The following is a 22175-nucleotide window of genomic DNA, read 5'->3' as shown; positions in this document are numbered from 1 at the left end:
TTTAATCGCGCGCAGAGTCAAAAGGGTACCATCTCTCTGCAGGACGATTGATGAAAGTTGCAGGATAAAAGGTAACTTGAGGAATGATGGGAGGAGCCACACGGCCCAAACAATAAAAAGCTGTTCCGCTGCCAGTCATTGAGACCGTCTCATATCCACTTCTTAGCAGCTCTTCTTTAACTGTTTTCAAATAAGGTTTTAATTCAAAAGCAGGCTCTTCTAAATCGTTAAAATAAAAAGGCTGATTAGAAAAAAAGCTTTGTAGCGCTACTTCGGGATCATAGGAAGATATTTTAGTTAAATCGAGTTGCTTAAATACAAGAGGAGTGGATAGCCCCTCATAAGGTTTGGCTATCCACAAGCGCTGAATAGGTAAAGGATCTAAGCAACGAACGACTTCACCCCTTCCTGTACAGTAAGCTGTTCCTTGAGATAGAAAAAAGGGAACATCTGATCCTATTTCACTCGACCATTCTATTAGCTGCTCTAAAGGAACAGGAAATCCATGCAATTGGTTAAGAGCCCATAGTGTGGTTGCGGCATTGCTACTGCCGCCTCCTAGCCCTGATTGCATAGGAATATTTTTTTCTAGAACGACCTTTAAGCCAAAGTTCAAGCCCGTTTTCTTTCTAAAAAGATGTGTAGCTGCTGTAATTAAATTGGAAGAATCTTTAGAAAGGCTAGGATGTTCACACATGAGCACATCTTGACTTCCTAGAGCGAAATGAAGAGTATCATGCAGGTTAATAGTTTGGATAAGGGAAGCCAGATTATGGTATCCATCTGAGCGACGGTTTAGAACCCTTAAAAAAAGATTAATTTTAGCTGGCGCTAAAAGAGTGAGCATAGGAGTAATGTTTTAAGGCTTATTGCTATTTTAAAGTAGATATTTAATAGAGCAAAAAGTCTCTTGTAAGCTGTTTTTACAAGAGACCTTAAATTTTACTTGGACTTTGTAATGCTTTCTTCCTTAGGAAGAGCAGCTTTACCTTCAGGTTCAATGGTTAAACTAAAAGAAGCTTGAACGCCTTCTTTAAGTTTTACGCTAATTTTATGCACGCCTATTACCTTAATGGCATGCTTGAGTTGAAGGGTACGTTTGTCCAAAGTAATGGACATCTGCTGTTCTAAAAGCTCAGCAATATCTCCAGTACTTACAGAACCATACATATGTCCTTCATGATCTACCTTAACGATTGTGGTAATATTTTGGCCTTCCAGCTTAGCAGCAAGCTCATCGGATTCTTGGCGATCAAGAGCCGCTTTTTTCTGACGTTCTTCCTGCAGACGAGCTTGCATACGCAAAGCCTTCTTATCCGCAACAACTGCCATTCCTTGAGGCAGTAGGAAATTACGTGCGTAGCCTGGTTTAACCCCAACAATATCTCCACTACGCCCCAGCGTTTCGATGTCCTTGAGCAACAGCAATTTATTTGCCATATTTAGTTCTCCTCAATTTTAAACTTCTGCCACAAAAGGCAACAGGGCCATGTGACGTGCTCTTTTAATCGCGTTTGTCAGATGTTTCTGATAATATGCAGAAACGCCTGTAATGCGCCTTGGCAGTATTTTACCTCTTTCGGTAATAAAGCGAGAGAGAGTATTAATATCTTTATAGTCGATATGTTTAACACCAGCAGCTATAAATGGACAACGTTTACGTTTCTTCGAACGAAAATCGCCTGGCTCAGAGAACCTTTGACCCATATTTCTCATAATCTGTGCTCCTTATGCGCTTTCTTCCAATAAAAGTTTAAATTCAATTTTTTCCATAACTTTATCCGCTTGGAGTGTGATAAAGCGAACGAGATCTTCGTTAAGATGATATTCCTGCCAAAGCTCGGAAATAGCTGCTGGAATTACTTCAAAATAAATCACGAAATAGTGCCCTTCACGATGTCCATCAATTTCATAGGCCAACCGGCGGCGACCTTGATCGTGAATTTTTAAAATTGACCCTTCACGCTCTGTAATTCCTTTTTGAATTCTATCGAGCGCTTTGTGACGGGCATCATCACTTAAGGTAGCGCTGATGATATACATTCCTTCGTAAAGGTTCTTAGGTTTTTGACTCATTGTTTTCTCCTGACCAGTATAAATTTAGGTCTTCCAAGCCTCTATTGAGGCTGTTTATTAACTGTTTTCATCACCTCAGTGATGCTTTCATTCACTAGCTGCTTAAGCACATCAACAGCTTGCTTGACATAAGTGGGAAGAACTTTTTGCTCTTCAGGGGTGAAATTATCCAGCACATAGTCAGCTAGGCTACCCATTCCATGGTACCCTATCCCCATCCTTAACCTAGCATACCGTTGCGTACCTAGATAAGCTTCTATGCTTTTTAAGCCATTGTGTCCGCCAGCTCCCCCTTCTGTCCTTAGGCGCATGTGTCCATACGGTAATGCCACATCATCCACAATGACAACAAGGTTATCTGGTACTAACTTCACATAATCCATATATCGACGCACTGCTTGACCACTTTCATTCATATAAGTGGTGGGCATCAATAGATGTATTGTCGTTTCCTTCCAAGCAGTTTTAGCTATCCACCCCTGCACCTGGGGCTTTTCTTTAAATTGCACTCCCAGGTTTAAAGCCAACTCTTGTAAAACCATAAATCCAATATTGTGCCGTGTCAGCTCATATTTTTTACCTGGATTCCCTAGTCCTACAAAGAGGCGATGCATGTTGGATGACTTACTATCCCTATCTGTTAAGGCTTATCAACGTTTAACTATAGCTACTGCTACTTCGTTAAGATCAGCCAAAGGTCTAATGCTTTCAGGGATATTCAAATCGGCCAAACGACGAGTTTCTCGCTGATTCATATTCTTTATGTCTAAAACAAAAGCAGAGGGTATATCTTTGGGCAAGCAGCGTACTTTTAAGTAGCGAATGACTTGACGTAAGACGCCCCCTAATTTAATGCCTACACAATCTACTACACCTGTGCACTCAATAGGCACTTTTACGTTGACCTGTACATCGTCTACCAATTCTTCAAAATCCAGATGAAGTACATCATATCTGGTTACATGATATTGGATCTCTTTGAGCAATGCGCGTCGTTCTTGACCGTTTTCATCTACCAAGGTAAAAACATTTGTTGATAGCCGTCCTGGTTGAACTTGTCGACCGAGAGCATTAAACTCGCTGATGTTCAGCGCTATATTGTCTGCTTGTTCATTTCCACGCTTATAAATAATAGCAGGAACTTGACCTGCACGGCGAAGTTGCTTGGAGCTACTCTTCTTTCCTGCAGTTCTTTTAGTAACGTTTAGCTTCATGTAGCCTCCGATAGAATAAGAGTATTAAATTCAAAAGCATACTCTTTTTAAATATTGATTAACTTTTATGGATGTCTTCTTAAGTAGCGAGATTTAGTATAGCTCGAGCAAAGAGAGGCGCTGCAGAGGCAACATGCACATTTTTTGTGGTTTTTTCTGCAAGACCCTTGAAGGGGACAGTATTTGTCGTTATCAGTGCTTCAATGCAACTTTGGTTGATAAGCGGTAGAGCTTCCCCTACAAACAAACCATGCGTCATAGACGCCCAAATTCTTTTAGCACCCTTCTCTCGGCACGCTTTCGCAGCTGATGTTAATGTTTCTCCCGTGGAGCACATATCATCAGCGAGAAGTACATCTTTTCCTTTAACATCACCTATCACTTGTAAAGCTTCCACTTCACCAGCTTTAAGTCTTTGTTTATTAACAACAGCAAACCCAACATTTAGATGATTAGCATAATCACGCCCTAATTTGATGCTACCTACATCGGGTGTCACAACAACTAGCTTATCAGTCTCAAATTTCCTGAAAACTTTTGCTAAGAGAGGCATGCACTGAAGGTTGATTACAGGGATATCAAAAAACCCCTGCACTTGACCTGCATGCAAATCTGCAGCAATTATGCAAGCAACACCCGCTTTTTGCAAAAGATCGGCGACAAGCTTAGCAGTAATAGGCACCTGCGGCTTATCCTGACGATCTTGCCGGCAATACCCATAATAAGGAATAACGGCTGTGATGCGGCGTGCTGAAGCTCTTTTCAGCGCGTCTACCATAATCAAAAGCTCCATTAAATACTCATTGGGCGCAAAAGCTAATGATTGGATGACATACACATCTTTATTGCTAACATCTTCCAAAACTTCCAGAAAAATTTCCTGGTCAGGAAAACGTTGAATGCTAATCTTACCTAGCTTAACTTTTAAGTTTTTTGCCACTTCTTTGGATAGTTCAGGATGAGAAGTACCGGCAAAGACTACAAAGTTAGGGGCGGTGGGTATCATTTAACCTATTTATCTACTTACTAGATTTGGGGTGGAAGGATTCGAACCTCCGCATGGCGGTACCAAAAACCGCTGCCTTACCGCTTGGCGACACCCCAGTACAATTACTGTTTAGCGCGATAATCAAGTTTGATATGCTACAGGAATGGAAGATTTTTAGCAAACACCTTTTATTTTTTTTGTTTATTTGTTAGCTTCAATGCCCTAGAACAGGTTCTCTTAAATTTTTATTTTCTGGTTCTAAAGTTTAAGTAGCGATCTACAAGCTACCTTGCCCTTACGTCACATGCGTGAGCAAGCATGATTATTCTCTTTCTTCTTACTGAAAAAGCCTACGCCAAGCTTTATTTAATCTATAAAAATGCCTAGACTTTTTTTTATTTACTTCCCTAGCCTTCTGGCGATTGGGGATTTGCCTACCCCTAGCAAAAAAACTATAGTAGAACCTACAAAAAAAATTCTATATTTCGCGCCTTCGTTTGAAAGCGCCAAGATGTGAAAAAACTTTACAAGATAATGCTTTAACGATGAGATACAAAGGCTATATAAAAAGCTTTCAAGAGATTTTCTGTATTTTTTTTAGGCTTGCCCCTATGATGGGGAAAAAAATTTTAACTAGATAAAACGAGCCCTTACACATTTATGCATATTATCAATATTGCTTCTGAACTAGCTCCCATTGCCAAAGTTGGTGGGTTAGGAGATGTCTTACTAGGTTTAAGCAGAGAACTTTCATGCAAGGGACATGATATTGACCTTATTATTCCCAAATATGATTGCATGGATACAGAAAGCATCCGCGATTTTGCTATCTATAATGATTCTCTTCCCTCTTTCTATAAAGGAACTTGGCATCGCAATACCATCTGGAAAGGCTGGGTAGAAAATCTTAAAGTCTATTTCATTGAGCCTCATCATCCCGCCCATTTCTTTCACCGCGGTTGTTTTTATGGCTGCGCAGATGATATGGAGCGCTATCTTTATTTCTCGCGAGCGGCTTTAGAATTTATAGACAAGGAAAAGCTATCTCCTCATATTATTCACTTGCATGATTGGCAAACAGCTGTGATTGCCCCTCTCTATCATGAGCTTTATCGACCCCAATGTGTTAAAGAGGCTAAAATCGTTTTTACTATCCACAATATTGAATATCAAGGACATTGCTCAAGTAGTGATCTTGATAATATAGGATTGAACGGCTCGCATTATCTTCTGCCAGATAAAATGCAAGATGCTCAATACAAAGAGGCTATCAACCTATTAAAAGGGGCTATTATTTATGCAGATCATATCACCACCGTCTCCCCTAATTATGCAAAAGAAGTGCTCACACCTCTAGGAGGCCGCGGTTTAGATAAAACATTATACAAATACAAAAACAAATTTAAAGGGATTTTGAATGGGATTGATTATTCCTATTGGAATCCTGAGATCGATCGTTATCTTCCTACACATTATTCTCCTCGAGAAGCACCAGAAAGCAAAAAAGATCGTCATACGCTAGATAAAAAAGCTTACATAAAAAATTTCTTAAGAGAACGCTTATTTTTAGCCGAAGAACATCGCCCGATTGTAGGCTGCATTGCGCGTTTGGTTCCTCAAAAAGGCATCGAGCTTATTAAACACGCTCTGCATTATACTCTAGAAAAAAAAGGGCAATTTTTATTGCTAGGATCTAGCCCTATCGAGGGTATCAACGCCGAATTTCAACAGCTTAATCGCCATTTTCATGAGCACCCTCACGTGCGCCTAATTTTACATCATAGCGAAGAATTGGCTCATCTGATCTATGCGGCTTCAGATATGTTTATCGTACCTTCTTTATTTGAACCTTGTGGCTTAACGCAAATGATTGCTCTTAAATATGGAGCTATCCCTATTGTGCGAAAGACTGGAGGGTTAGCAGATACTATTTGGGATGTAGATTATTCAGGAAAACCTATTGAAAAAACAAATGGATATGTTTTTGAATACCCTGATGCTAAAGGAATTGAGTCAGCTTTAGATAGAGCTTTTGAATGTTGGTTCCATCATCCTGACCGCTGGCGTCAGCTTATCATTCGTGCAATGAAGACAGATTTCAGCTGGCATACTCCTTCTGATGAATATTTAAACATCTATCAGAGCATCCTAGCCACCGAAAAAGAGGCTAAAAAATGCCCTTTATAGAGGGAAATTTACAAGTTGATCTTTTTTTAGAGAAAATAAATCTAAAGTTTTGTAAAAGTTAAGCTAAAATCCTTCAAATTATAGGTCACTTCTTGAGTATAGCTAATTACTTTACCTTTATTCGCATTTTTATCAGCCCCATTTTTCTTTTAGTCTATCTTCACCATGATTATTTAGAAATTAATCCATCTCTTCTACCCTATGTTTTACTTTTTTTACTTGGGGTTAGTGAATTATCAGATGCCTTTGATGGCTATTTGGCACGCAAATATAACCAAGTAACAGATTTTGGAAAAATACTAGATCCTATGGCTGATAGCATTGCGCGTCTCTCTTATTTTTTAACATTTACCGCAGAGCCTGTCAGGTTGCCCTTAGCTTTAATTTTTATCTTTGTCTATCGGGATTCTGTAGTGAGTACACTTCGAACCATTTGTGCGCTTAAAGGGTTTGCTTTAGCAGCGCGTACCAGCGGGAAAATTAAAGCAGGAATTCAAGCGATGGCTGCTTTAACTGTATTAATCCTGATGATTCCTCATTCCTTAGGTTATCTGTCCAGCCCTGATCTACAATACATAAGCACATGGGTTGTAGGTATAGCAGGAATTTATACTGCTTATTCTGGAGTAGACTATGTGTATGCCAATAGACAATACATTGCCAAGCTATTGTCTTTGCACCCAGCTAAACCCTAAGCCCTCATAAATTTTTAGGTGATTACCCCTTTGTTAGTAGGCCATGCCTAAAGGAGATTACCAAAGAGCCTTATGTTTAATTTCGAAGAGGGATACCAAAAGATAGTCTTATCTTAAAGAGCTAGCCTTCCTCCCAGCTTCATTTACAAAGATCTTCAAAAAAAGAGGGTTTTACCGACATTTTCTCCTTGCGATTAGAGGTCTAAATCATGAGGTCGACTAAAAAGGGTGGAAGATAGTAGAGTATTGCCAATTAATAAAGCAAAATACTCGCCTTGAGAGGTCGCCCAACAAATTGCCCGCCCTCAAAGGAATCGTATCTTTGCCTCTCTTATCGCTTGCTACAAGATGGAGTTTCTTGCAATCTAACTCTCACTTAAATCAATTTGCTATAAATCCCAGCGTCATATGCTTTAAGACAACTTTTTACACAATTATACAGCTAATAAAAACTCCTTTTTTAAAAGAGAGCTGCTAGGAAGATGATTCTCCTTTTAGGCTGTGTAGACGTTGTGTCTTTAAACGATATAATTCTTAAAGTCAAGCAGATGACCTATCATGAATCATAAAATTTAAGGGAGGTTTTTATAGGCGTAAGATGAATCATGGTTTCAATTGCTAGGTATTAAAGCTAAGGACCAAATCTTCTAATTTTTACTGAGCCCCTACCAAGCCAAGAAACTGGTGATCAGGAGTGTAAGGTTCATAGTCCCCTCTTTCCCCGTTGTGACGCTCCATGATTGGAATATTGATAGCAGAGCTTCCACTAGGAAGGGGTAAGCAAATGAACTCTGAAAACCGAATATCTAGATGAGTTGTAGCTCTAATTAGGATAACAAGCAGAAGCATTTATTGAGGGTAAAAAAGAATTTCTAGCAGGCCCAAAGAGCCATTTAATGGCCTTATTAACAAACGCAAAAAACAAGTGTAATCGCGGTAGAAGGAGAGGATTTTTGAAAAAAAATTTAATTTTCGCGTCATTAAATTATACGTTTAAAAAAAACTCCGTCTGCATACCCAGCCCTCTGAAAGCTGTCTTTCTACTTACACAAGGGATTTTATAAAGTACGGGGTTGTATAAGAAGTAGCTCAAAAAGGCATTATAGGCTTTTTTAAAAGTTCCTTATGCCGTCCTCTAGTTAATGAAATGCGTTTCTTCAAGGAAAGGGGGCCGGCTTTTAAAGGCTTTGTTTTTTTTCTGGGTTATAGGGATGTAGTCCCTTCAATAGTATAAGGTTATCCTTCGCAAAGAGCTAGGCGTCTAGCAATAGATGCCAAATCTCTATTAAGCAGGGTTAGAACCCTATGTTAGTGTATTAGTGGCGTTGAAAACATCCAGGGAATACTCATTTCTATTTTCATCCTAGATCCGCTGATACCGCTATAGAACGTCCTTCTGTTTTCTCATTTTGAAGAAAATTGAAATTATAGGAGATCTCATGCCGTAATTTAAAAATTCCATAACAGTTCAGAACGAGTAGAAGTCCTCCAGCAATCGTCATGACAGTCTGTGCTTGTGCTGTATCTACCAAAGCAAATGCGCCTAAAGTAATTACGGCATAGATATAATAGAGTTTACGACCTTTTCTAGGGTGCAAATATTCAGCGCACTTAAGACCTACGCAAAAATAAGCATTGATAGTGGAATATCCCAGCAAAAACAAAAACAAAGGCATAAACCATTCCATATAAGGAAAATATTGAGCTAAAGCTGTTTGAATGAGCAGACTAGAATTAATGGGCTGATGCCATAGATCTGTCACTAAAATAATAAGAACGCTCGTGGTACAAATCATGAAAGTGTCCACAAAAATATCAAAAATCACCAAGGAAGCCTGTTTTTCTGGTATTTTAACAAAGCTTTCACTATGAATAACAGAAGCATAGCCTACCCCTAGGTCACCTGTATAGCATCCTCGGCGAACTCCTTGCGATATAGTTCCCATTGCTGAGCTGCCAATAAAACCTCCCACGGCGGCATGGCCTGTAAAAGCTGTATTAAAAACTGCTTTTAAAACCTCGGGAATCCTATCGATATTTTGGATAAGTACCCAACATCCCATGCCTAGATAAACAAACACAAAAAGCGGAATAGAAATTCCTGAGATATTACCTACTCGGCGCACGCCTCCCTGTCCTGCAAAAATCACTAAAGCTAGCAAGATAGCCAGAACAAGGTAAGGAGAAAGATTTACATTGGCTGTCACGCTCTTTACAATCACATTAAATTGATAAACTTCCACTCCGTAAATGCACAAAAGACCACCTACAATAGTGGGAACAAAAGAGCCTTTGAACACCCTTTGCAAAAAATACATGGGACCCCCATTATACCCTCCGTGGGCATTGGGCACGCGGTAACGAATTCCTAGATATACTTCACTATATTTAATCATCATACCAGCAATAGCAGTGAGCCAAATCCACAATAAAGCACCGGGGCCCCCAATTTGCACAGCTGTAGTAATTCCCACAATATTCCCAATGCCTACGCATCCACCTACGCAAGCAAAGAAGGCTTGTAAAGGATGGACACCACTTTTATCTTTATCTGGCACAAATAAAAAGCCAAAAAATGTTTTTACCACACGAGGAAACTGAACGATTTGCACCCAACGAGCTTGAAAGCTTAAAAAAACCCCCAATAGAAGAATGGTGGGAACGGCTACATATCCCCATAGAATATTTTCCACCTGTTCCAGGTGGATAAAAAAATTGTCTAGCATTAGATATTAAACTATAAAAATTTACAAAAATTATTTGAGCAATAATATATTATATTCTTACTATCTTGTATTAGTCAAGAATTTCCCCCAGTTTACTCAGTATTGTTATCTTGATAAAATTTTCTTTGGCAAGCTGAGAGCTTTAATATAAAAAATTAAGATTTTTATGGATTTTTTCTCTTGTATCTGCCGGCCGGTTTCCCTCACTAAATAGATAACTAACTAGGACAAGAGAGCTGAAATTTATTTAATCGCAAACCTTTTACTCCTAGCAGCTACAAGCATTCTTGTTATTCTAGCCTTTTTAATTTCTTAATTTTAAAGCTCAGATCAGGCTTACGACGGATGAAAGTCAAGTAAATTCAAGTAATTTGAAGTTTATAAATAAAATCATACCTTTTAAAGCCCCCCCCCCTTTAAAGAAACCCCGTCTGTATAACCAAAAAAGAAGTTAACCTTTTTCCAAGCTGGCTCTCTCCGTAGCAACAATCTTTTTATTAAACCTATGATTACATAAAGGGCCGCTCAGAAGCGTATCATAAAGTTTTTAAAAAGTTTTAAAATAGAAAATCTAACTCTTCTTTTCAAATCCATTGACTTTCAAAAAATCTTCCTTCCAATGATAGTGGCTTAACACTTGAGTAGTATCACGGCCTAGGAGCGTATACGCAACATAAATAGCCTCTATAGAGGCTAATCCCCGTGCTGGATCTACGCAATCTTCTTGACGCCGAGGATAAGCGGTGCGAAAATGAGGAGGCAGACTCCTTTTTGGTAGATCGGCATGCCTTTCTACAAATTTTAGCATTTTTTCTGCATAGCGCCACGTACTATCTAAAATAAACAGGCCCTGCCCTGCATCTTCTAAAGATAAAACCGGAGCCTCCAACGTTAACATGGTATATCCTACCAGGGAAGGTAAAATGCTTTTAGGATAGGTATAAAAATGAAAATCTTTAACTCCTTCTAGACCCCTTAAACTACATTTTTTAAGGTTTTCTTTATGGTGCCGTAAAATTACAGTAGGAGGAAAGGATTGCATGATATAAATTAATTAGTTAATATGCATTAAAAAAAAGTATAGTAACATGAGTTTAAATTCATTATCAAGAGGGAAAAATATATGAGGCCAGTGCTAACCTATATGTGTAGTATGATGGTGGGAGTGACCTTTTTTATTACTCCTGCTAAAGGTATCTCTACTGATTCCCTCCAGTGGATGACCAATTATGAGGAAGCAGAAAACCTTTCACGCGCAACTTTTAAGCCCATTATTTTATTTTTTACTGGCTCAGACTGGTGTAATTGGTGCTCTAAGCTTGAGCAAGAAAGCTTAGATACAGCAGAATTTGCGCAAGCGGTAGGCGATAAATTTATTTTTATGAGGCTAGACTTTCCAGTAAATTCTACCCTGCCAACTCCCTTAGCTGTCCAAAACAAACAACTCCAAAAAAAATATAATATACGAAGTTTTCCTACTTTAATCATTTTAGATGGCCAGCAACAAAAGCAGATCGGTATCACTGGATATCGCGCCGGAGGCGGAAAGATGTATGCCGCCCACCTTTCAAAAATTGTCGCTGACTATTTCGACTATCAAAAAAAGTTAGAGGCTATAAACAAACAAAAGTATTCTGGCGCCGAACTTAAAAAACTTTATGCAGTAGCCCAAAATTTTGGATATGAGAGCGATATTAACCAAATTATTAAAGTAGGCGTTAATTCGGAAGATAGCCATTTTTTCATGATTGAACGCTATCGCAAAATGACTCAAGAAGGTCTGTCGGGGCTTGCTGAAGCTACGGCATTAAAGAAAGAATTGCAGCTAATGGATCCTAACAACGAAAAGATGACTCATTATCATCTGGCTCTTATCGATTTTGAAGGATATACAGAGGCGGGCGATAAACGCTCAGCTGATCTAGCTGTAGCTTCTCTTGTCGATTATATTCAGAAGTTTGGCCCTAAAGATAAAGAACATCTGTGGCGCCTGCAGATGATTATTTCACAAATTTATTTTGACCGAAATAATCTTGCAGAGGCCCTAAATTTCGCCGAAAGCTCTTTTACGTCTGCCCCTCCTACTGCAAAAATTGAGATCTCAACTGCTATTAAGAATATTAAATCTCAAATGGCTACTGAAACGGCGGTGGTCAGGCATTAATTAACAATGGAAGTTTAGCTTAAGTTATAATTGAAGCAGCGGTTTAGAATATTCTATCCCTTTAAATTATTCTTTATGCCCCCTATCCTTGTAAAACCCTTTCTTTAAATAGAGAGGCAACTTTTAAACAATGGGTTACGGGGAGTTAGTTTTTTAAAATGTATTACACCCTCATCTCCCGATAAAATTGTAGACTAGCCAGTTATCTGCCACCTCTTTTTAGGAATATTTGTTTAAACCGGGGGCAAGACAACCTTTAAGGACTTGCTATTTTACCCACCCCACTCCGTGACTCTCAAGAGCTCTTTAGGGATCTCATAGAGAAAACGTGAAGGCTTACAAGAGACTTTCTTTCCCATTTTATGGCGGGAGCAAGCCATGCTAATCACTAAATTTTGCATCGCCCGCGTCATCGCTACATACATTAAACGCCGCTCTTCCTCTACTCCTGTTTCTTTTAAGCTTTTCTCATGAGGAATAATATGATCCTCTATTCCTACTAAGAAACATACCGGAAATTCCAATCCTTTAGCACTATGGAAAGTCATTAAATTGACTTTATCTTCTCCTGTTTGCTGCTGACGAGCCATACGCTCCCAATCATTTTCTAAGCAAACGGTGCCTAAAAAATCATAGAGCCGGGGTTGCTTATGAAGCTTTTCTTTCACCTTACATGCATAATCTCTCAACGTCTCTACAAACTCCAGGCAATTTTCCCATTTAAATTCCCGCATCTGAGAACTTTTAACCTCTTCCTCGATAGCTTTACGGTAATCAATTTTTTCAATTAGCCATTCAAAAGTTTCTGCTAAAGGCATGTTTTCAAAGCGCTTTTGAGCTTCCTCAATAAGAGCTACAAACTCACGGATAGCTTTCAAAGTCTTTGCAGGTAAGGAACTCTTAACCTCTTCCTCTTTAAGCTGGTCATCACCTACCATTTTTAAAACTTCCCAAAGAGAAATATTCTGCTGGCGATTATAGGCCGTAAGAGCATCTAAAGAAACTCCACCTATATTACGTCGAGGTTGATTAATAATACGTAGTAAAGCTTCCTGATCTCTATTATTGACTATCACACGTAAATAAGCACATAAATCTTTTACTTCACGCCTTTCATAAAATTCTATGCCCCCGTAAATTTGATAAGGTATCCCTTTCATCCATTGCCCATTCTCTACCCACGTATATTTTAATAAAGCCGTTTCAAAAGCACGAGAAAGAGCATTAGAACGGTATAAAATAGCAAAATCATTCCAACGCAGGCCTTTTTCTTCCTTCATTTTTACCATTCTATACACGACAGCTTCAGCTTCATCACTCTCTTGAGGAGCATAAAAAATCTCAATGGGATCACCCTCTCCCTTGGTGCTCCATAAGGCCTTAGGATAACGAGACTGATTTTTGCTGATCACCGCATTAGCGGCTTTAAGAATACTATTGGTGGAGCGATAATTTTGTTCTAGCTTAATCACTACTGCTTGCTCAAAATCTAAAATGTTGCGTACTTCCGCTCCTCGCCAGCCGTAAATAGACTGATCATCATCACCTACTACACACAAATTATTATATTTAGCAGAAAGCAATTTTGCTAAGCGATACTGAATAGGGTTGGTATCTTGATACTCATCGATCATGATATAACGATACTGTTCCTGATAGCGGTTAAGGACGTCAGGATACTTTTCTAAAAGCTGGACCGTAAGCACCAATAAATCATCAAAATCAACAGCATTATAGGCACGCATACTTTCTTGCAAGCGACGATAAAGAGTGCTTGAAAATTGATCATGCCAGGCAGATCCTGTATTTTGAATCTGCTCTGCACAAAGCCCTTTATTCTTAGCCTGCGTGATCACCGCTAAGGTAGCGGCTAACGAAGGCAGATCTTTTTCTCTTTCTAGCATATCACGTGCAAGAGTAGAGATGAGACGTTGCACATCCGACTCACGATAAATAGTAAATTCTTTGGTGTAACCCAAACGTACGATCTCTTCTCTTAGTATTTGAATGCAAAAACTATGAAATGTACATAAGGTAACCAGCTTGGCTATCCTTTGGGGAACGAGTGAAACCATTCGATGATACATCTCAGCTGCAGCTTTATTGGTAAAAGTGAGGCCGAGAATATGGCTAGGATGAACGCCTAGGTTATTGATTAGATGGCCCATACGCATCGTAAGAACGCGCGTTTTGCCCGTACCAGCTCCAGCCAAAATTAAGACACGGCCTGTAATGGTATCCACAGCTTGCTTCTGCTGAGTATTAAGTCCCGCGCTCATGATGATTGGTACTTAAGAGCTTTATTAAATCCATATAAATGTCTAAAGACGTTGCCTGTTTAGCATTAACGCGCGGCTTTACATTAAGGTCTTGCCCTAATGGAAGACTTGACTGGCAATAGCGAAAAGCCTCACGCGTAATTCTTTTAAACCGATTACGATCATGAGCTTTACCATAGCGTTTGGTGACGGTAATCCCTAATCGGGTCATTTGCAAAGGATTAGGAAGGATTTCTATGGTAATCCATCGCCCGATTAAACGTTTACTGCTGTGAGTAAACTTCTGAAATTGATAACGCTTGCGTAATCTAAAAAGCTTGGAAAAGCTGTATTTCACGCCCTTGTTAAAGCCTTACGACCTCGGCGACGACGGGAATTGATGATTTTACGTCCATCAGCAGTTTTCATTCTTTTACGAAAGCCATGCTCGGATTTACGACGACGTTTACTAGGTTGGTATGTGCGCTTCACATTAACTTCCTTGATTAAAATTTTCGACAATTAGATAAATATGAACAGCAGAATACAAAACAGGTAAAATAAATGCAAGAAAAGAAGTAGAGGAAACTGATCAGAAGGCAGCTAAAAAAATGAAAGAGAACAGTGGTATTTTAACTTAAGCTTACCTATCTACTCTTCATCAATAAGCCCCTCTCATCCCTACCTAGTATTTAAGGCTCCTTGAGAGCTCTTCTCTTTACCTTTACAAGAAAAGGATTGAAAGGAAATTAAGGTTTAGGATATAAGAATCGCTTAACTTACAAATTATTGTAACATGCAGGAATAGATATGAAAGTAAAAGCATCCGTTAAAGCCGATCCATCGAAGGGTGATATCCTCGTACGTCGCCAAGGACGTCTTTATGTGATTAATAAGAAAGACCCGAATCGTAAACAGCGGCAAAAAGGCCCTGCTCGTAAAAAATAGGAAGATTATAATCATATGGCAAAAAGGTCCTCAATAGAAAAAGCAAAACGTCGTGAAAAAGTTGTTAAGCTGAAATGGGAAAAAAGACAAGCTCTTAAAAAAACAGCAGCTGACATCAACATTTCAGAAGAAGAACGCCATGAAGCTCGTGTAGCGCTTAACAAAATGCCACGTGACTCATCCCCTACTCGTCTACGTAATCGCTGCCTTTTAACAGGACGTGCAAGAGGATTTATTAGACAGTTTAAACTCTCCCGCCTTACCTTTAGAGAAATGGCTTTGCATGGATTGATCCCTGGGGTGACTAAGTCGAGTTGGTAAAAGCAAAAAAATCATAAGATGTAAGTTTAGGGTTGAAAGAATATAACGCACGATTCTACAAAGCCTTAAGCTTACTATCCTCCTTTTTAGTTTGACCTCAATCGTTAGCTAATCTTTAAAGTTCGTAATCCTTCAGCTCATCATTTATTTATAAAGTTGGGAAGCTCGTTGATACGCTGCCAATCAGCCATCCCTTCTGACCATACATAAGTTAAGGGGGTTATTTTGTTATCTAGCCACAAGGTGTATAGCTCTCTAAAATAGATAGGGCCTTGTTGGTGGTGTGCCTGGTCTAAATAAAACCATTCTTTATTCTCATAAGAAACTTCTCCTATTTCTTCCGCTAGAGCCCCATATTTAGGAGTCAGATTCTCTTCTATCTTATTTTTTTGTTCTAGGTGATCCTCTTCAAAAGGTTTTAAAACAAAAAGCAAAATAAGAGAAAAAATTCCTAAAAGTATGCCTAGCATAAACCATACTAATGGATCCCGTCCCCTTTGTTTAGCCACATAAGCAGAAAAGGCAGCCAGAAAAAAAAGTAAAAAAAGACTAACCATCATACGCTTCTCTTCACATCCTGCTATCTTTAAGTATAAATTTCGATTTAATAGAGCAGCATCAACTATTTCAGTTAGCATTTTATTATATTCTTATTTATGATGCTGTCAACTATTATAAGGACAATTTAGCATGGGGGAGAAGAAAATGCCTATTGATGTGAAAAAAGTGGATACAAAAGAATTTGAGCTACCTGAAACGCTGTTCATTCGTGACGTTGACAACAAAGTCTTCCAAGGAATTGTTCTTGAATGCCTGAATCGCATTGAAGGCGTTACTTTGGTAGAAAGCACTTTCATCGACAGTATTTTTGGACGCAATACTACCGAAGGAGCACGTGGAATCATAGCAGAGCAAGATAATAAGAATCATTCTGTAGGTATAAAAATTGAGGTAAACGTCTTTTATGGAATTTCTATCCCTGAAAAAGCTGAAGAAATACAAACGCTTGTTTCTGAGGAAATTACCCATCTTACCGGTTTACACGTCTCCTATGTCCATGTAGTCTTTAAAAATGTAGTAACTGCCGATTCCAAGAAATCTCTTTCTCCCGTCACACACCCTGTAAACTTGGTTAGCACCCAAGAAGACTATAGCGATGAGTTCTAAATTATGAACCAATTTTTTTATCCCTTGCTTACCTTTGTTATCTCTCTATTCTTTGTGGTGCTTGGCTTACTAAGTATCTTGGTGCAAGCCTCCCCACATGTTCGTTCAGAATTTGTAGCTTTTATTGAGAAAGATCAGCTTTTTCTTTCATTATTTGCGATAGGATGTTTGGCGATTGGAGTGGCTATCATTTTTTACTTACGGACTAATTTAAAAAAAAGTTATCTAAAAATTAATTCCAAAGATAATCATGCTTATTTTTTAGACGAAAACATTTTCCAAGAATATATGCATGATTATTGGAAACAGCTCTTTCCCAAAGAAGAGGTTCCTAGCTCCATTCTTATCCAAAAAAATAAAATAGTAATTACTGCCGATCTTCCTTATATTCCTTCTGCCAAACAAAAAGCATTGTTGGCACGCATAAATGATGACGTGAAAAAGATGTTAGCTCGTTTGCTAGGCTATCAGCAGGAATATGTCCTTGCTTTAAGCTTTCAAAAAGAAACCTCCTAATAATTTTTTAATACTTTTTAAAAATTCTATGCGAGCTCAATTTCCTCTTTTTAATTCCCATCTAGAACTTGCCCACCTATATTGGGAAAAATTAGTTCATAAAGGTGACCTTGTTATTGACGCTACATGTGGGAATGGCCAAGACACGTTAATATTGGCCCAATTATGCGCGGACCTTAAAGGAGGATTAATCTATGCCTTAGACATTTTGCCAAGAGCAATAGAGCTTACCCAAAAATACTTATATGAAAAATTACCCTCCGTTCATTTTCAACGAGTGCGATTTATTTTAGGATGTCATTCTACCTTTCCTGAGGAAATCTTTCCTGAAAGTGTTAAATTGATTACTTATAATCTAGGATATCTACCAGGAGGTGGTGATAAAACGCTAACCACTACCGCAAAAACTACTATAGAAAGTATAAAAAAAGCGATGCTGCTGCTTCAACCGGGGGGAGCGATAAGCATTACCCTTTATCCAGGCCATCCTGAAGGGCAATGTGAGGAGCAGAGTGTGCTATCTCTCGTAGAAAAACTGAGCCCCTTAGAATGGAGCTGCAGTCATCATCAATGGATCAATCGACATAAAAAAAGTCCCCATCTACTCTTTATTCAAAAGCGTCTAGTCATATAAAAGCCTTCTCTTTAACTTATTAAAACATCTATAAATCAAAAACCGCTTACTTTTAAAACAATTATTAACCTAGGCACCATAAGCTATATCTAACTGATAAAAGAGCTTTTCTTTAGGTTCTAAGATTTTTTAGATAGGAAATGGTCAGGTGGGCAAAGAAGAAGAAAAGCGCAAAAGCTAAAAGGCAAGCGTTGATTGGTAGTAAAAAAAACAATCCGCGAGAGCTTAAAGCATGCTTTACCCCTTTGAGAAAAAGTGATGTCTAGACTCTCATTCCAACGAGAAAAAGCGGCCTCATCTGCATCTTACTTTGCAAATAACCTAAAATTATATATTGCGAATTTTTTCTCCGCCTGGTTAAATAGGAGGTCAGCCATTCAAAATGAGCGGAAAGTGGGCAAATGTATAGCAGCACTTTCTGTTGTTAAAAAAACTTTTTTATTTTCTGTATCAGATGAAAATGTTTAACTTTATCTATCGTATCTTACGACGATTTCGTTATCCCGTATCCTTGCCAGAAGATATCGCCCATGCTTTAGGGGTAGAGTTTTCGTATGGCTTGACTTTCGAGGAGTTTGTTGCTCAACTGCAATGCCCTCAGCTAAGATCTACTCGCTTAAAAAAATATATGCCCCGCCAGCAAGCCGAGGAGGCATTCAAATCTGCTCTTCGTATCGATCGTTTCTCTCAAAAAAGCTTATTTTCCTATTACTTTAATGAGGGCTGGATGGAATTTATTTTACAATTTGATGAGCAGGGATGCTTACGCCGAGTTTACCTTCAACACAAGTATATACCCGAAGAAATGGGATTAGAAATTCTTCTCAGTGCCCAAAATTGAATTCTTTATTTCGCGCCTACGATGCCTTCTCCCTAGAGGGAGGAACCCAGCCAAAGAAGCTACTTGCGCCCCTTAAAAGATATCTAAATAGATGGCCTTAAAAAATCATTTATTATCTTAAAGGGTTGATTGGCAAAAGTTTCTCTTGAGGCTGCTTGTCTATGCATGTGTATGTTTTTGCCTTCTATCACCCAGGCCAAGCAACCCTTCATCATTTCCTACCCAGCTTATAATAATGATTATCTCTATGGATAGAATAATTCCAATTCAATCCTCACTTTGTTTTACGTTGATCCTTCTGAATCTCCTTCTTTATTTCTAAATGCGTATTTTTTAATGAAAAGATTCATGCCTTTAGGCCGAGATAAATTGGTTGCTTACTAGTTAGTAGGTTTGCTGCCTTGGTTATGTAGAGTAGAAGATTCAACATGCAGCTGATCATTAATATCAGCAACCCCTTGAATCGCACGGACTCTACTCTCGACCTGTTGCCTATCATCCTCTGTTTCTACCGTACCAGACAGAGTGGCCATGCCTTTATAAAAGCGTATATTCACCAAAGGGTAATTTTTCTTTAAACGGTTATTTTTTAAAGTTTCTTCAATCTGGTAGTAAATTACGCTATCGGACCCCTTATTTTGATAGCTACTTATCTGCTTACTGTTTATCTCTCTTTGATCAGGATTTCCCTCCCGATTAAAGCCTCGCTGCACACTGCTTTCCCCGCCATTCTTCTTTTTACTCTCTGCCTTTAAGCTATTTTGCGAGCTAAAATCTTGGCTCTCTTGCGAAGTTTGAAGAGAGTAACTAGATGGAGAAGAAGCAGGATGATCAAAATAAGAATTAAAAATAGGACAATCCTCCGCTGTGCATTGCCCATAAGCCGAGCTCATTGTTGAAAGGATGATCCCCGCGCATGTATAAGAAAAAATAGAGAGAGAAATCTTCATAGCATCTCCTTTAAGATATAGATAAATGATTGTTTTTTGCTAATCCCCTAGCCAATTTAGTGGAAGAGCTGCGAAGTCGAGTATTAAAAAATGAGGCAGAAAAGCGCCTAGTTTAAAAATCTCTTTTTCTTTCCTGCCTTACCTAGCTATTTGGGCTGCTAATTCACCCTTTAATTCGCACTTATTTCAAAACAAGGTGCTGAGTAAAAGGCATCTATAAAGGTGAATAAAACCAACTTTAAGTAGCAGCGCTCATTTAGGGATAAAGGAGGCATTATTTTGTAATATACCTTATCTAAAAAAATTGTAAATTATATTTTTTAATCATCCATTGTAAAAGCTTAGACTTTTAATCTATTCGATTCTTATTCAAATATTTATAGGAGAGGGATAGAACAACCTAAACGAAAATTGAAAAAGAAGAAAGAAAAAAGCTAAAGTTAAATTCTATAAGCTTTGTAATAGCGTCCATCTTTTGAAATAGTTAAGGAGAGATTGACTTAATTTTTCTTTAAACGGGAAGTTTCATTTCTTTAGAAATAATCAGTAGTAATCAACTTATTGATTATTAAAAATTTACGCATATTATCGGCGCTTTTTCCTGATGACTACAGGCGCATAATTCTTTGGTAAAACTTTTGGTAACTCTATCTTTAAAGCCTCAAGCATTTGTCTATTTTGATGGCGTGGTTCTGGAATTTGCTGAAAACCAGCCTAAATAATTTTTTGGCGACTACAATTTTAAATAAAAAAACCTAAGTATTTAATAATAAACCAATTACTCACTTTAACCTTATAAAAAAATGGAACTACGGCTAAAAGTTTTTTATTTCATTTAGCTCACCACAATCTAAAAAGTACTTACGACCATTCTACAATTGAAAAATGCTGCCTTATTTTTTCGGCGATATCTTTCAAAGGATTTTCCGCTAATTCAAGCGTTTGCAGCTGAGACAACTGCCCTATCTCTGCAGGAAGACTGGTGAGCTGGTTTTGATTTAAGTAAAGCTGTAGCAGCTGAGACAATTGACCTATTTCTGCAGGAAGGCTGGTGAGCTGGTTTTGAATTAAGTAAAGCTTTTGCAGCTCAGACAGCTGCCCCATTTCTGCAGGAAGGCTGGTGAGCTGATTTTGATTTAAGTCAAGCACTTGCAGCTGAGGCAATTGACCTATTTCTGTAGGCAGAGCGGTGATCTGGTTTTTTCTTAAGCCAAGCGATTTCAGCTGAGACAGCTGCCCGATTTCTGCAGGCAGAGCGGTGAGCTGGTTTTGATTTAAGCCAAACCGTGTCAGCTTAGACAGCTGCCCGATTTCTCCAGGCAGAGCGGTGAGCTGGTTTTGATTTAAGTAAAGCCATCGCAGCTGAGACAGTTGCCCGATTTCTGCAGGCAGAGTCGTGAGCTGGTTTTGATTTAAGTAAAGCCTTTGCAGCTGAGACAGTTGCCCGATTTTTGTAGGCAGAGCAATGAGGCGGTTATAATCTAAGTTAAGCTCTTGCAGCTGAGACAACTGCCCGATTTCTCCAGGCAGACTGGTGAGCTGGTTTTGATTTAAGTTAAGTGCTTGCAGCTTAGATAACTGGCATATCTCTGGGGGTAAACAAGTCAAGCCTACTCCAGATAAACCTAAAGCCGTGGTATTTTTATAATTTTCTTCAATCCAATCTCTAAGTAGCTCCCCTTTTTTTTCTAGAGGCAAGTGCTTAATTTCTTCTCGGCTCAAGTATTCTTCCCCTCCAGGAAATTTTTTCCAAAGTAAAAGGCGATTAATGTTTAAGAGATAAGAAGAGTGATTAGCCAGCGTTAAGCCTCTTTTTTCTTCCGTTTTCTCTTTAAATTCCAAAGGAGAAAAAGACTTGGCTAAAGTAAAGATTTGCTTAAAGATTGCATTTACCTTTGCTGCTTCAGAAAGCTTTTCTTCTAGCTTATAAATCTTATCTACAATAAGAGCCTGCTCCTTAACATTTCCTTGAGGAACATGCACTTTACCTATTTGCTTATAAAGAGGGGGCATGACTTCAGTAGCCAGCAGATGATGCCATCTTTTACAGACGCTAAATAAGGAAGGAACTACGCAAGCCTCTAAGATAGGGAGTAGCAATTCATTGGGTAAGCTTTCAATAGATGTCGATGAGATAGGATGCATTTTATTTCCTTGGGTAGTAATGACCTTTTATCATTTTTATTTCTTTAAGACAGAATAAAAAAAATTAAAAAAGCAAGTCAAACGAATTCGTATAGATTTAAGGAAAGGGTGGAGACCTTTCAAGCATTTAGGAGCAGCCACAGGTTTTGGAAATTAATTGACGCGGCAATTTTGATTTGACTAAAAGAATGAGATTGATTCTTTATAAATGTGTAGGTTAGCTTAAGCTTACTTAAGTTGCGGGAAGGAAAACGGATTACTTGTTTAAAGATAAGATGGCTAAAAGTTTTTATTTCATTTTAGCTCAACCCAATTTAAAAATCACTTACGGCTATTCTACAATAC

General features: G+C 38.6%; 24 protein-coding genes and 1 tRNA gene. 9 read left to right on the top strand and 16 right to left on the bottom strand.

Annotated elements, in window-relative coordinates; translation table 11 throughout:
- Position 1: 1 nt before the first annotated feature.
- The 8 genes from ispE to DB42_RS04285 all read right to left on the bottom strand — a co-directional run bounded on the left by ispE (position 2) and on the right by DB42_RS04285 (position 4394).
- Positions 2-847 carry a 4-(cytidine 5'-diphospho)-2-C-methyl-D-erythritol kinase gene (gene ispE / locus DB42_RS04320; RefSeq protein WP_044881896.1) on the bottom strand — a complete coding sequence of 282 codons (846 nt, stop codon included), beginning with the start codon at positions 845-847 and terminating at the stop codon, positions 2-4.
- A gap of 95 nt (positions 848-942) precedes the next feature.
- Positions 943-1440 (bottom strand): 50S ribosomal protein L9, encoded by a 498-nt coding sequence (gene rplI, locus DB42_RS04315; RefSeq protein ID WP_044881895.1) that lies wholly within the window; start codon positions 1438-1440, stop codon positions 943-945.
- A gap of 18 nt (positions 1441-1458) precedes the next feature.
- Positions 1459-1707, bottom strand: a complete 249-nt coding sequence (rpsR, locus tag DB42_RS04310; RefSeq protein ID WP_130589701.1) for a 30S ribosomal protein S18 — start codon at positions 1705-1707, stop codon at positions 1459-1461.
- A 21-nt stretch (positions 1708-1728) separates the two neighbouring features.
- The gene (gene rpsF / locus DB42_RS04305) at positions 1729-2076 is read right to left on the bottom strand and encodes a 30S ribosomal protein S6 (protein WP_044881894.1); all 348 of its coding nucleotides are present in this window, start codon (positions 2074-2076) and stop codon (positions 1729-1731) included.
- Positions 2077-2117: 41 nt separating this feature from the next.
- Entirely contained in the window at positions 2118-2690 is a 573-nt protein-coding gene (pth, locus tag DB42_RS04300) for an aminoacyl-tRNA hydrolase (RefSeq protein WP_044881893.1), read from the bottom strand.
- 36 nt (positions 2691-2726) lie between these two features.
- On the bottom strand, positions 2727-3290 hold the full coding sequence (locus tag DB42_RS04295) for a 50S ribosomal protein L25/general stress protein Ctc (RefSeq protein ID WP_039385775.1): 564 nt from the start codon (positions 3288-3290) through the stop codon (positions 2727-2729).
- Between the two features lie 79 nt (positions 3291-3369).
- On the bottom strand, positions 3370-4296 hold the full coding sequence (locus DB42_RS04290) for a ribose-phosphate pyrophosphokinase (RefSeq protein WP_044881892.1): 927 nt from the start codon (positions 4294-4296) through the stop codon (positions 3370-3372).
- A 26-nt stretch (positions 4297-4322) separates the two neighbouring features.
- Positions 4323-4394 (bottom strand) — tRNA-Gln (locus DB42_RS04285).
- Positions 4395-4938: 544 nt separating this feature from the next.
- On the opposite strand from DB42_RS04285, the gene glgA reads away from it, so the two are divergent.
- Both glgA and pgsA read left to right on the top strand, forming a co-directional pair.
- Entirely contained in the window at positions 4939-6465 is a 1527-nt protein-coding gene (gene glgA, locus DB42_RS04280; protein ID WP_044881891.1) for a glycogen synthase GlgA, read from the top strand.
- Positions 6466-6557: 92 nt separating this feature from the next.
- The gene (gene pgsA, locus DB42_RS04275) at positions 6558-7160 is read left to right on the top strand and encodes a CDP-diacylglycerol--glycerol-3-phosphate 3-phosphatidyltransferase (RefSeq protein WP_039385782.1); all 603 of its coding nucleotides are present in this window, start codon (positions 6558-6560) and stop codon (positions 7158-7160) included.
- Between the two features lie 1358 nt (positions 7161-8518).
- Here the strand turns inward: pgsA and DB42_RS04265 are convergent.
- The gene (locus DB42_RS04265; protein WP_044881889.1) at positions 8519-9886 is read right to left on the bottom strand and encodes an amino acid carrier protein; all 1368 of its coding nucleotides are present in this window, start codon (positions 9884-9886) and stop codon (positions 8519-8521) included.
- Positions 9887-10457: 571 nt separating this feature from the next.
- Positions 10458-10928 (bottom strand): DTW domain-containing protein, encoded by a 471-nt coding sequence (locus tag DB42_RS04260; RefSeq protein WP_044881888.1) that lies wholly within the window; start codon positions 10926-10928, stop codon positions 10458-10460.
- A gap of 81 nt (positions 10929-11009) precedes the next feature.
- Between DB42_RS04260 and DB42_RS04255 the strand changes: the two genes are divergently transcribed.
- Positions 11010-12050, top strand: coding sequence for a thioredoxin family protein (locus DB42_RS04255; protein WP_044881887.1), 1041 nt, complete (start codon positions 11010-11012; stop codon positions 12048-12050).
- Between the two features lie 272 nt (positions 12051-12322).
- Here the strand turns inward: DB42_RS04255 and DB42_RS04250 are convergent, their stop codons facing one another.
- The 3 genes from DB42_RS04250 to rpmH are packed head-to-tail and all read right to left on the bottom strand — an operon-like array spanning position 12323 to position 14800.
- The gene (locus tag DB42_RS04250) at positions 12323-14329 is read right to left on the bottom strand and encodes an ATP-dependent helicase (RefSeq protein ID WP_044881886.1); all 2007 of its coding nucleotides are present in this window, start codon (positions 14327-14329) and stop codon (positions 12323-12325) included.
- On the bottom strand, positions 14313-14666 hold the full coding sequence (gene rnpA, locus DB42_RS10850) for a ribonuclease P protein component (RefSeq protein WP_080502732.1): 354 nt from the start codon (positions 14664-14666) through the stop codon (positions 14313-14315). The genes DB42_RS04250 and rnpA overlap by 17 nt, the downstream gene beginning before the upstream one ends.
- The gene (gene rpmH, locus DB42_RS04240) at positions 14663-14800 is read right to left on the bottom strand and encodes a 50S ribosomal protein L34 (protein WP_042242994.1); all 138 of its coding nucleotides are present in this window, start codon (positions 14798-14800) and stop codon (positions 14663-14665) included. The genes rnpA and rpmH overlap by 4 nt, the downstream gene beginning before the upstream one ends.
- Positions 14801-15118: 318 nt before the next feature.
- Between rpmH and rpmJ the strand changes: the two genes are divergently transcribed.
- Positions 15119-15256 carry a 50S ribosomal protein L36 gene (gene rpmJ / locus DB42_RS04235; protein ID WP_039385792.1) on the top strand — a complete coding sequence of 46 codons (138 nt, stop codon included), beginning with the start codon at positions 15119-15121 and terminating at the stop codon, positions 15254-15256.
- A gap of 15 nt (positions 15257-15271) precedes the next feature.
- Positions 15272-15577: a 30S ribosomal protein S14 gene (rpsN, locus tag DB42_RS04230; protein ID WP_039385795.1), complete on the top strand. Its 306-nt coding sequence runs from the start codon at positions 15272-15274 to the stop codon at positions 15575-15577.
- A gap of 140 nt (positions 15578-15717) precedes the next feature.
- Here the strand turns inward: rpsN and DB42_RS04225 are convergent, their stop codons facing one another.
- On the bottom strand, positions 15718-16215 hold the full coding sequence (locus tag DB42_RS04225) for a DUF4339 domain-containing protein (protein ID WP_044881885.1): 498 nt from the start codon (positions 16213-16215) through the stop codon (positions 15718-15720).
- Between the two features lie 67 nt (positions 16216-16282).
- Here DB42_RS04225 and DB42_RS04220 point away from each other — a divergent pair, with 67 nt between their 5' ends.
- From DB42_RS04220 to DB42_RS04205, 4 genes are all read left to right on the top strand, one after another.
- Complete coding sequence (locus DB42_RS04220; RefSeq protein WP_044881923.1) at positions 16283-16744, top strand: Asp23/Gls24 family envelope stress response protein; 462 nt, start codon at positions 16283-16285, stop codon at positions 16742-16744.
- A gap of 3 nt (positions 16745-16747) precedes the next feature.
- Complete coding sequence (locus tag DB42_RS04215; protein ID WP_044881884.1) at positions 16748-17260, top strand: hypothetical protein; 513 nt, start codon at positions 16748-16750, stop codon at positions 17258-17260.
- A gap of 28 nt (positions 17261-17288) precedes the next feature.
- Entirely contained in the window at positions 17289-17894 is a 606-nt protein-coding gene (locus DB42_RS04210) for a class I SAM-dependent methyltransferase (protein ID WP_044881883.1), read from the top strand.
- 460 nt (positions 17895-18354) lie between these two features.
- The gene (locus DB42_RS04205) at positions 18355-18735 is read left to right on the top strand and encodes a hypothetical protein (protein WP_232044377.1); all 381 of its coding nucleotides are present in this window, start codon (positions 18355-18357) and stop codon (positions 18733-18735) included.
- Positions 18736-19115: 380 nt separating this feature from the next.
- On the opposite strand, the gene DB42_RS04200 is transcribed toward DB42_RS04205, so the two are convergent.
- Together DB42_RS04200 and DB42_RS04195 are read right to left on the bottom strand one after the other, a co-directional pair.
- Complete coding sequence (locus DB42_RS04200; RefSeq protein ID WP_044881882.1) at positions 19116-19685, bottom strand: BON domain-containing protein; 570 nt, start codon at positions 19683-19685, stop codon at positions 19116-19118.
- A gap of 861 nt (positions 19686-20546) precedes the next feature.
- On the bottom strand, positions 20547-21830 hold the full coding sequence (locus tag DB42_RS04195; protein ID WP_052435975.1) for a leucine-rich repeat domain-containing protein: 1284 nt from the start codon (positions 21828-21830) through the stop codon (positions 20547-20549).
- Positions 21831-22175: the final 345 nt, after the last annotated feature.

The organism is Neochlamydia sp. EPS4 (assembly GCF_000813665.1).
Taxonomy (GTDB): domain Bacteria; phylum Chlamydiota; class Chlamydiia; order Chlamydiales; family Parachlamydiaceae; genus Neochlamydia.
The sequence above is the reverse complement of the archived record's forward strand: the minus strand, read 5'-3'. Positions and strand labels throughout refer to the sequence as shown.

Coding starts and splice junctions, on each gene's coding strand:
- ispE (WP_044881896.1), bottom strand. CDS start 847: ATGCTCACTCTTTTAGCGCCAGCTAAAATTAATCTTTTTTTAAGGGTT.
- rplI (WP_044881895.1), bottom strand. CDS start 1,440: ATGGCAAATAAATTGCTGTTGCTCAAGGACATCGAAACGCTGGGGCGT.
- rpsR (WP_130589701.1), bottom strand. CDS start 1,707: ATGGGTCAAAGGTTCTCTGAGCCAGGCGATTTTCGTTCGAAGAAACGT.
- rpsF (WP_044881894.1), bottom strand. CDS start 2,076: ATGAGTCAAAAACCTAAGAACCTTTACGAAGGAATGTATATCATCAGC.
- pth (WP_044881893.1), bottom strand. CDS start 2,690: ATGCATCGCCTCTTTGTAGGACTAGGGAATCCAGGTAAAAAATATGAG.
- DB42_RS04295 (WP_039385775.1), bottom strand. CDS start 3,290: ATGAAGCTAAACGTTACTAAAAGAACTGCAGGAAAGAAGAGTAGCTCC.
- DB42_RS04290 (WP_044881892.1), bottom strand. CDS start 4,296: ATGATACCCACCGCCCCTAACTTTGTAGTCTTTGCCGGTACTTCTCAT.
- glgA (WP_044881891.1), top strand. CDS start 4,939: ATGCATATTATCAATATTGCTTCTGAACTAGCTCCCATTGCCAAAGTT.
- DB42_RS04265 (WP_044881889.1), bottom strand. CDS start 9,886: ATGCTAGACAATTTTTTTATCCACCTGGAACAGGTGGAAAATATTCTA.
- DB42_RS04260 (WP_044881888.1), bottom strand. CDS start 10,928: ATGCAATCCTTTCCTCCTACTGTAATTTTACGGCACCATAAAGAAAAC.
- DB42_RS04255 (WP_044881887.1), top strand. CDS start 11,010: ATGAGGCCAGTGCTAACCTATATGTGTAGTATGATGGTGGGAGTGACC.
- DB42_RS04250 (WP_044881886.1), bottom strand. CDS start 14,329: ATGAGCGCGGGACTTAATACTCAGCAGAAGCAAGCTGTGGATACCATT.
- rpmJ (WP_039385792.1), top strand. CDS start 15,119: ATGAAAGTAAAAGCATCCGTTAAAGCCGATCCATCGAAGGGTGATATC.
- rpsN (WP_039385795.1), top strand. CDS start 15,272: ATGGCAAAAAGGTCCTCAATAGAAAAAGCAAAACGTCGTGAAAAAGTT.
- DB42_RS04225 (WP_044881885.1), bottom strand. CDS start 16,215: ATGCTAACTGAAATAGTTGATGCTGCTCTATTAAATCGAAATTTATAC.
- DB42_RS04220 (WP_044881923.1), top strand. CDS start 16,283: ATGCCTATTGATGTGAAAAAAGTGGATACAAAAGAATTTGAGCTACCT.
- DB42_RS04215 (WP_044881884.1), top strand. CDS start 16,748: ATGAACCAATTTTTTTATCCCTTGCTTACCTTTGTTATCTCTCTATTC.
- DB42_RS04210 (WP_044881883.1), top strand. CDS start 17,289: ATGCGAGCTCAATTTCCTCTTTTTAATTCCCATCTAGAACTTGCCCAC.
- DB42_RS04205 (WP_232044377.1), top strand. CDS start 18,355: ATGTTTAACTTTATCTATCGTATCTTACGACGATTTCGTTATCCCGTA.
- DB42_RS04200 (WP_044881882.1), bottom strand. CDS start 19,685: ATGAAGATTTCTCTCTCTATTTTTTCTTATACATGCGCGGGGATCATC.
- DB42_RS04195 (WP_052435975.1), bottom strand. CDS start 21,830: ATGCATCCTATCTCATCGACATCTATTGAAAGCTTACCCAATGAATTG.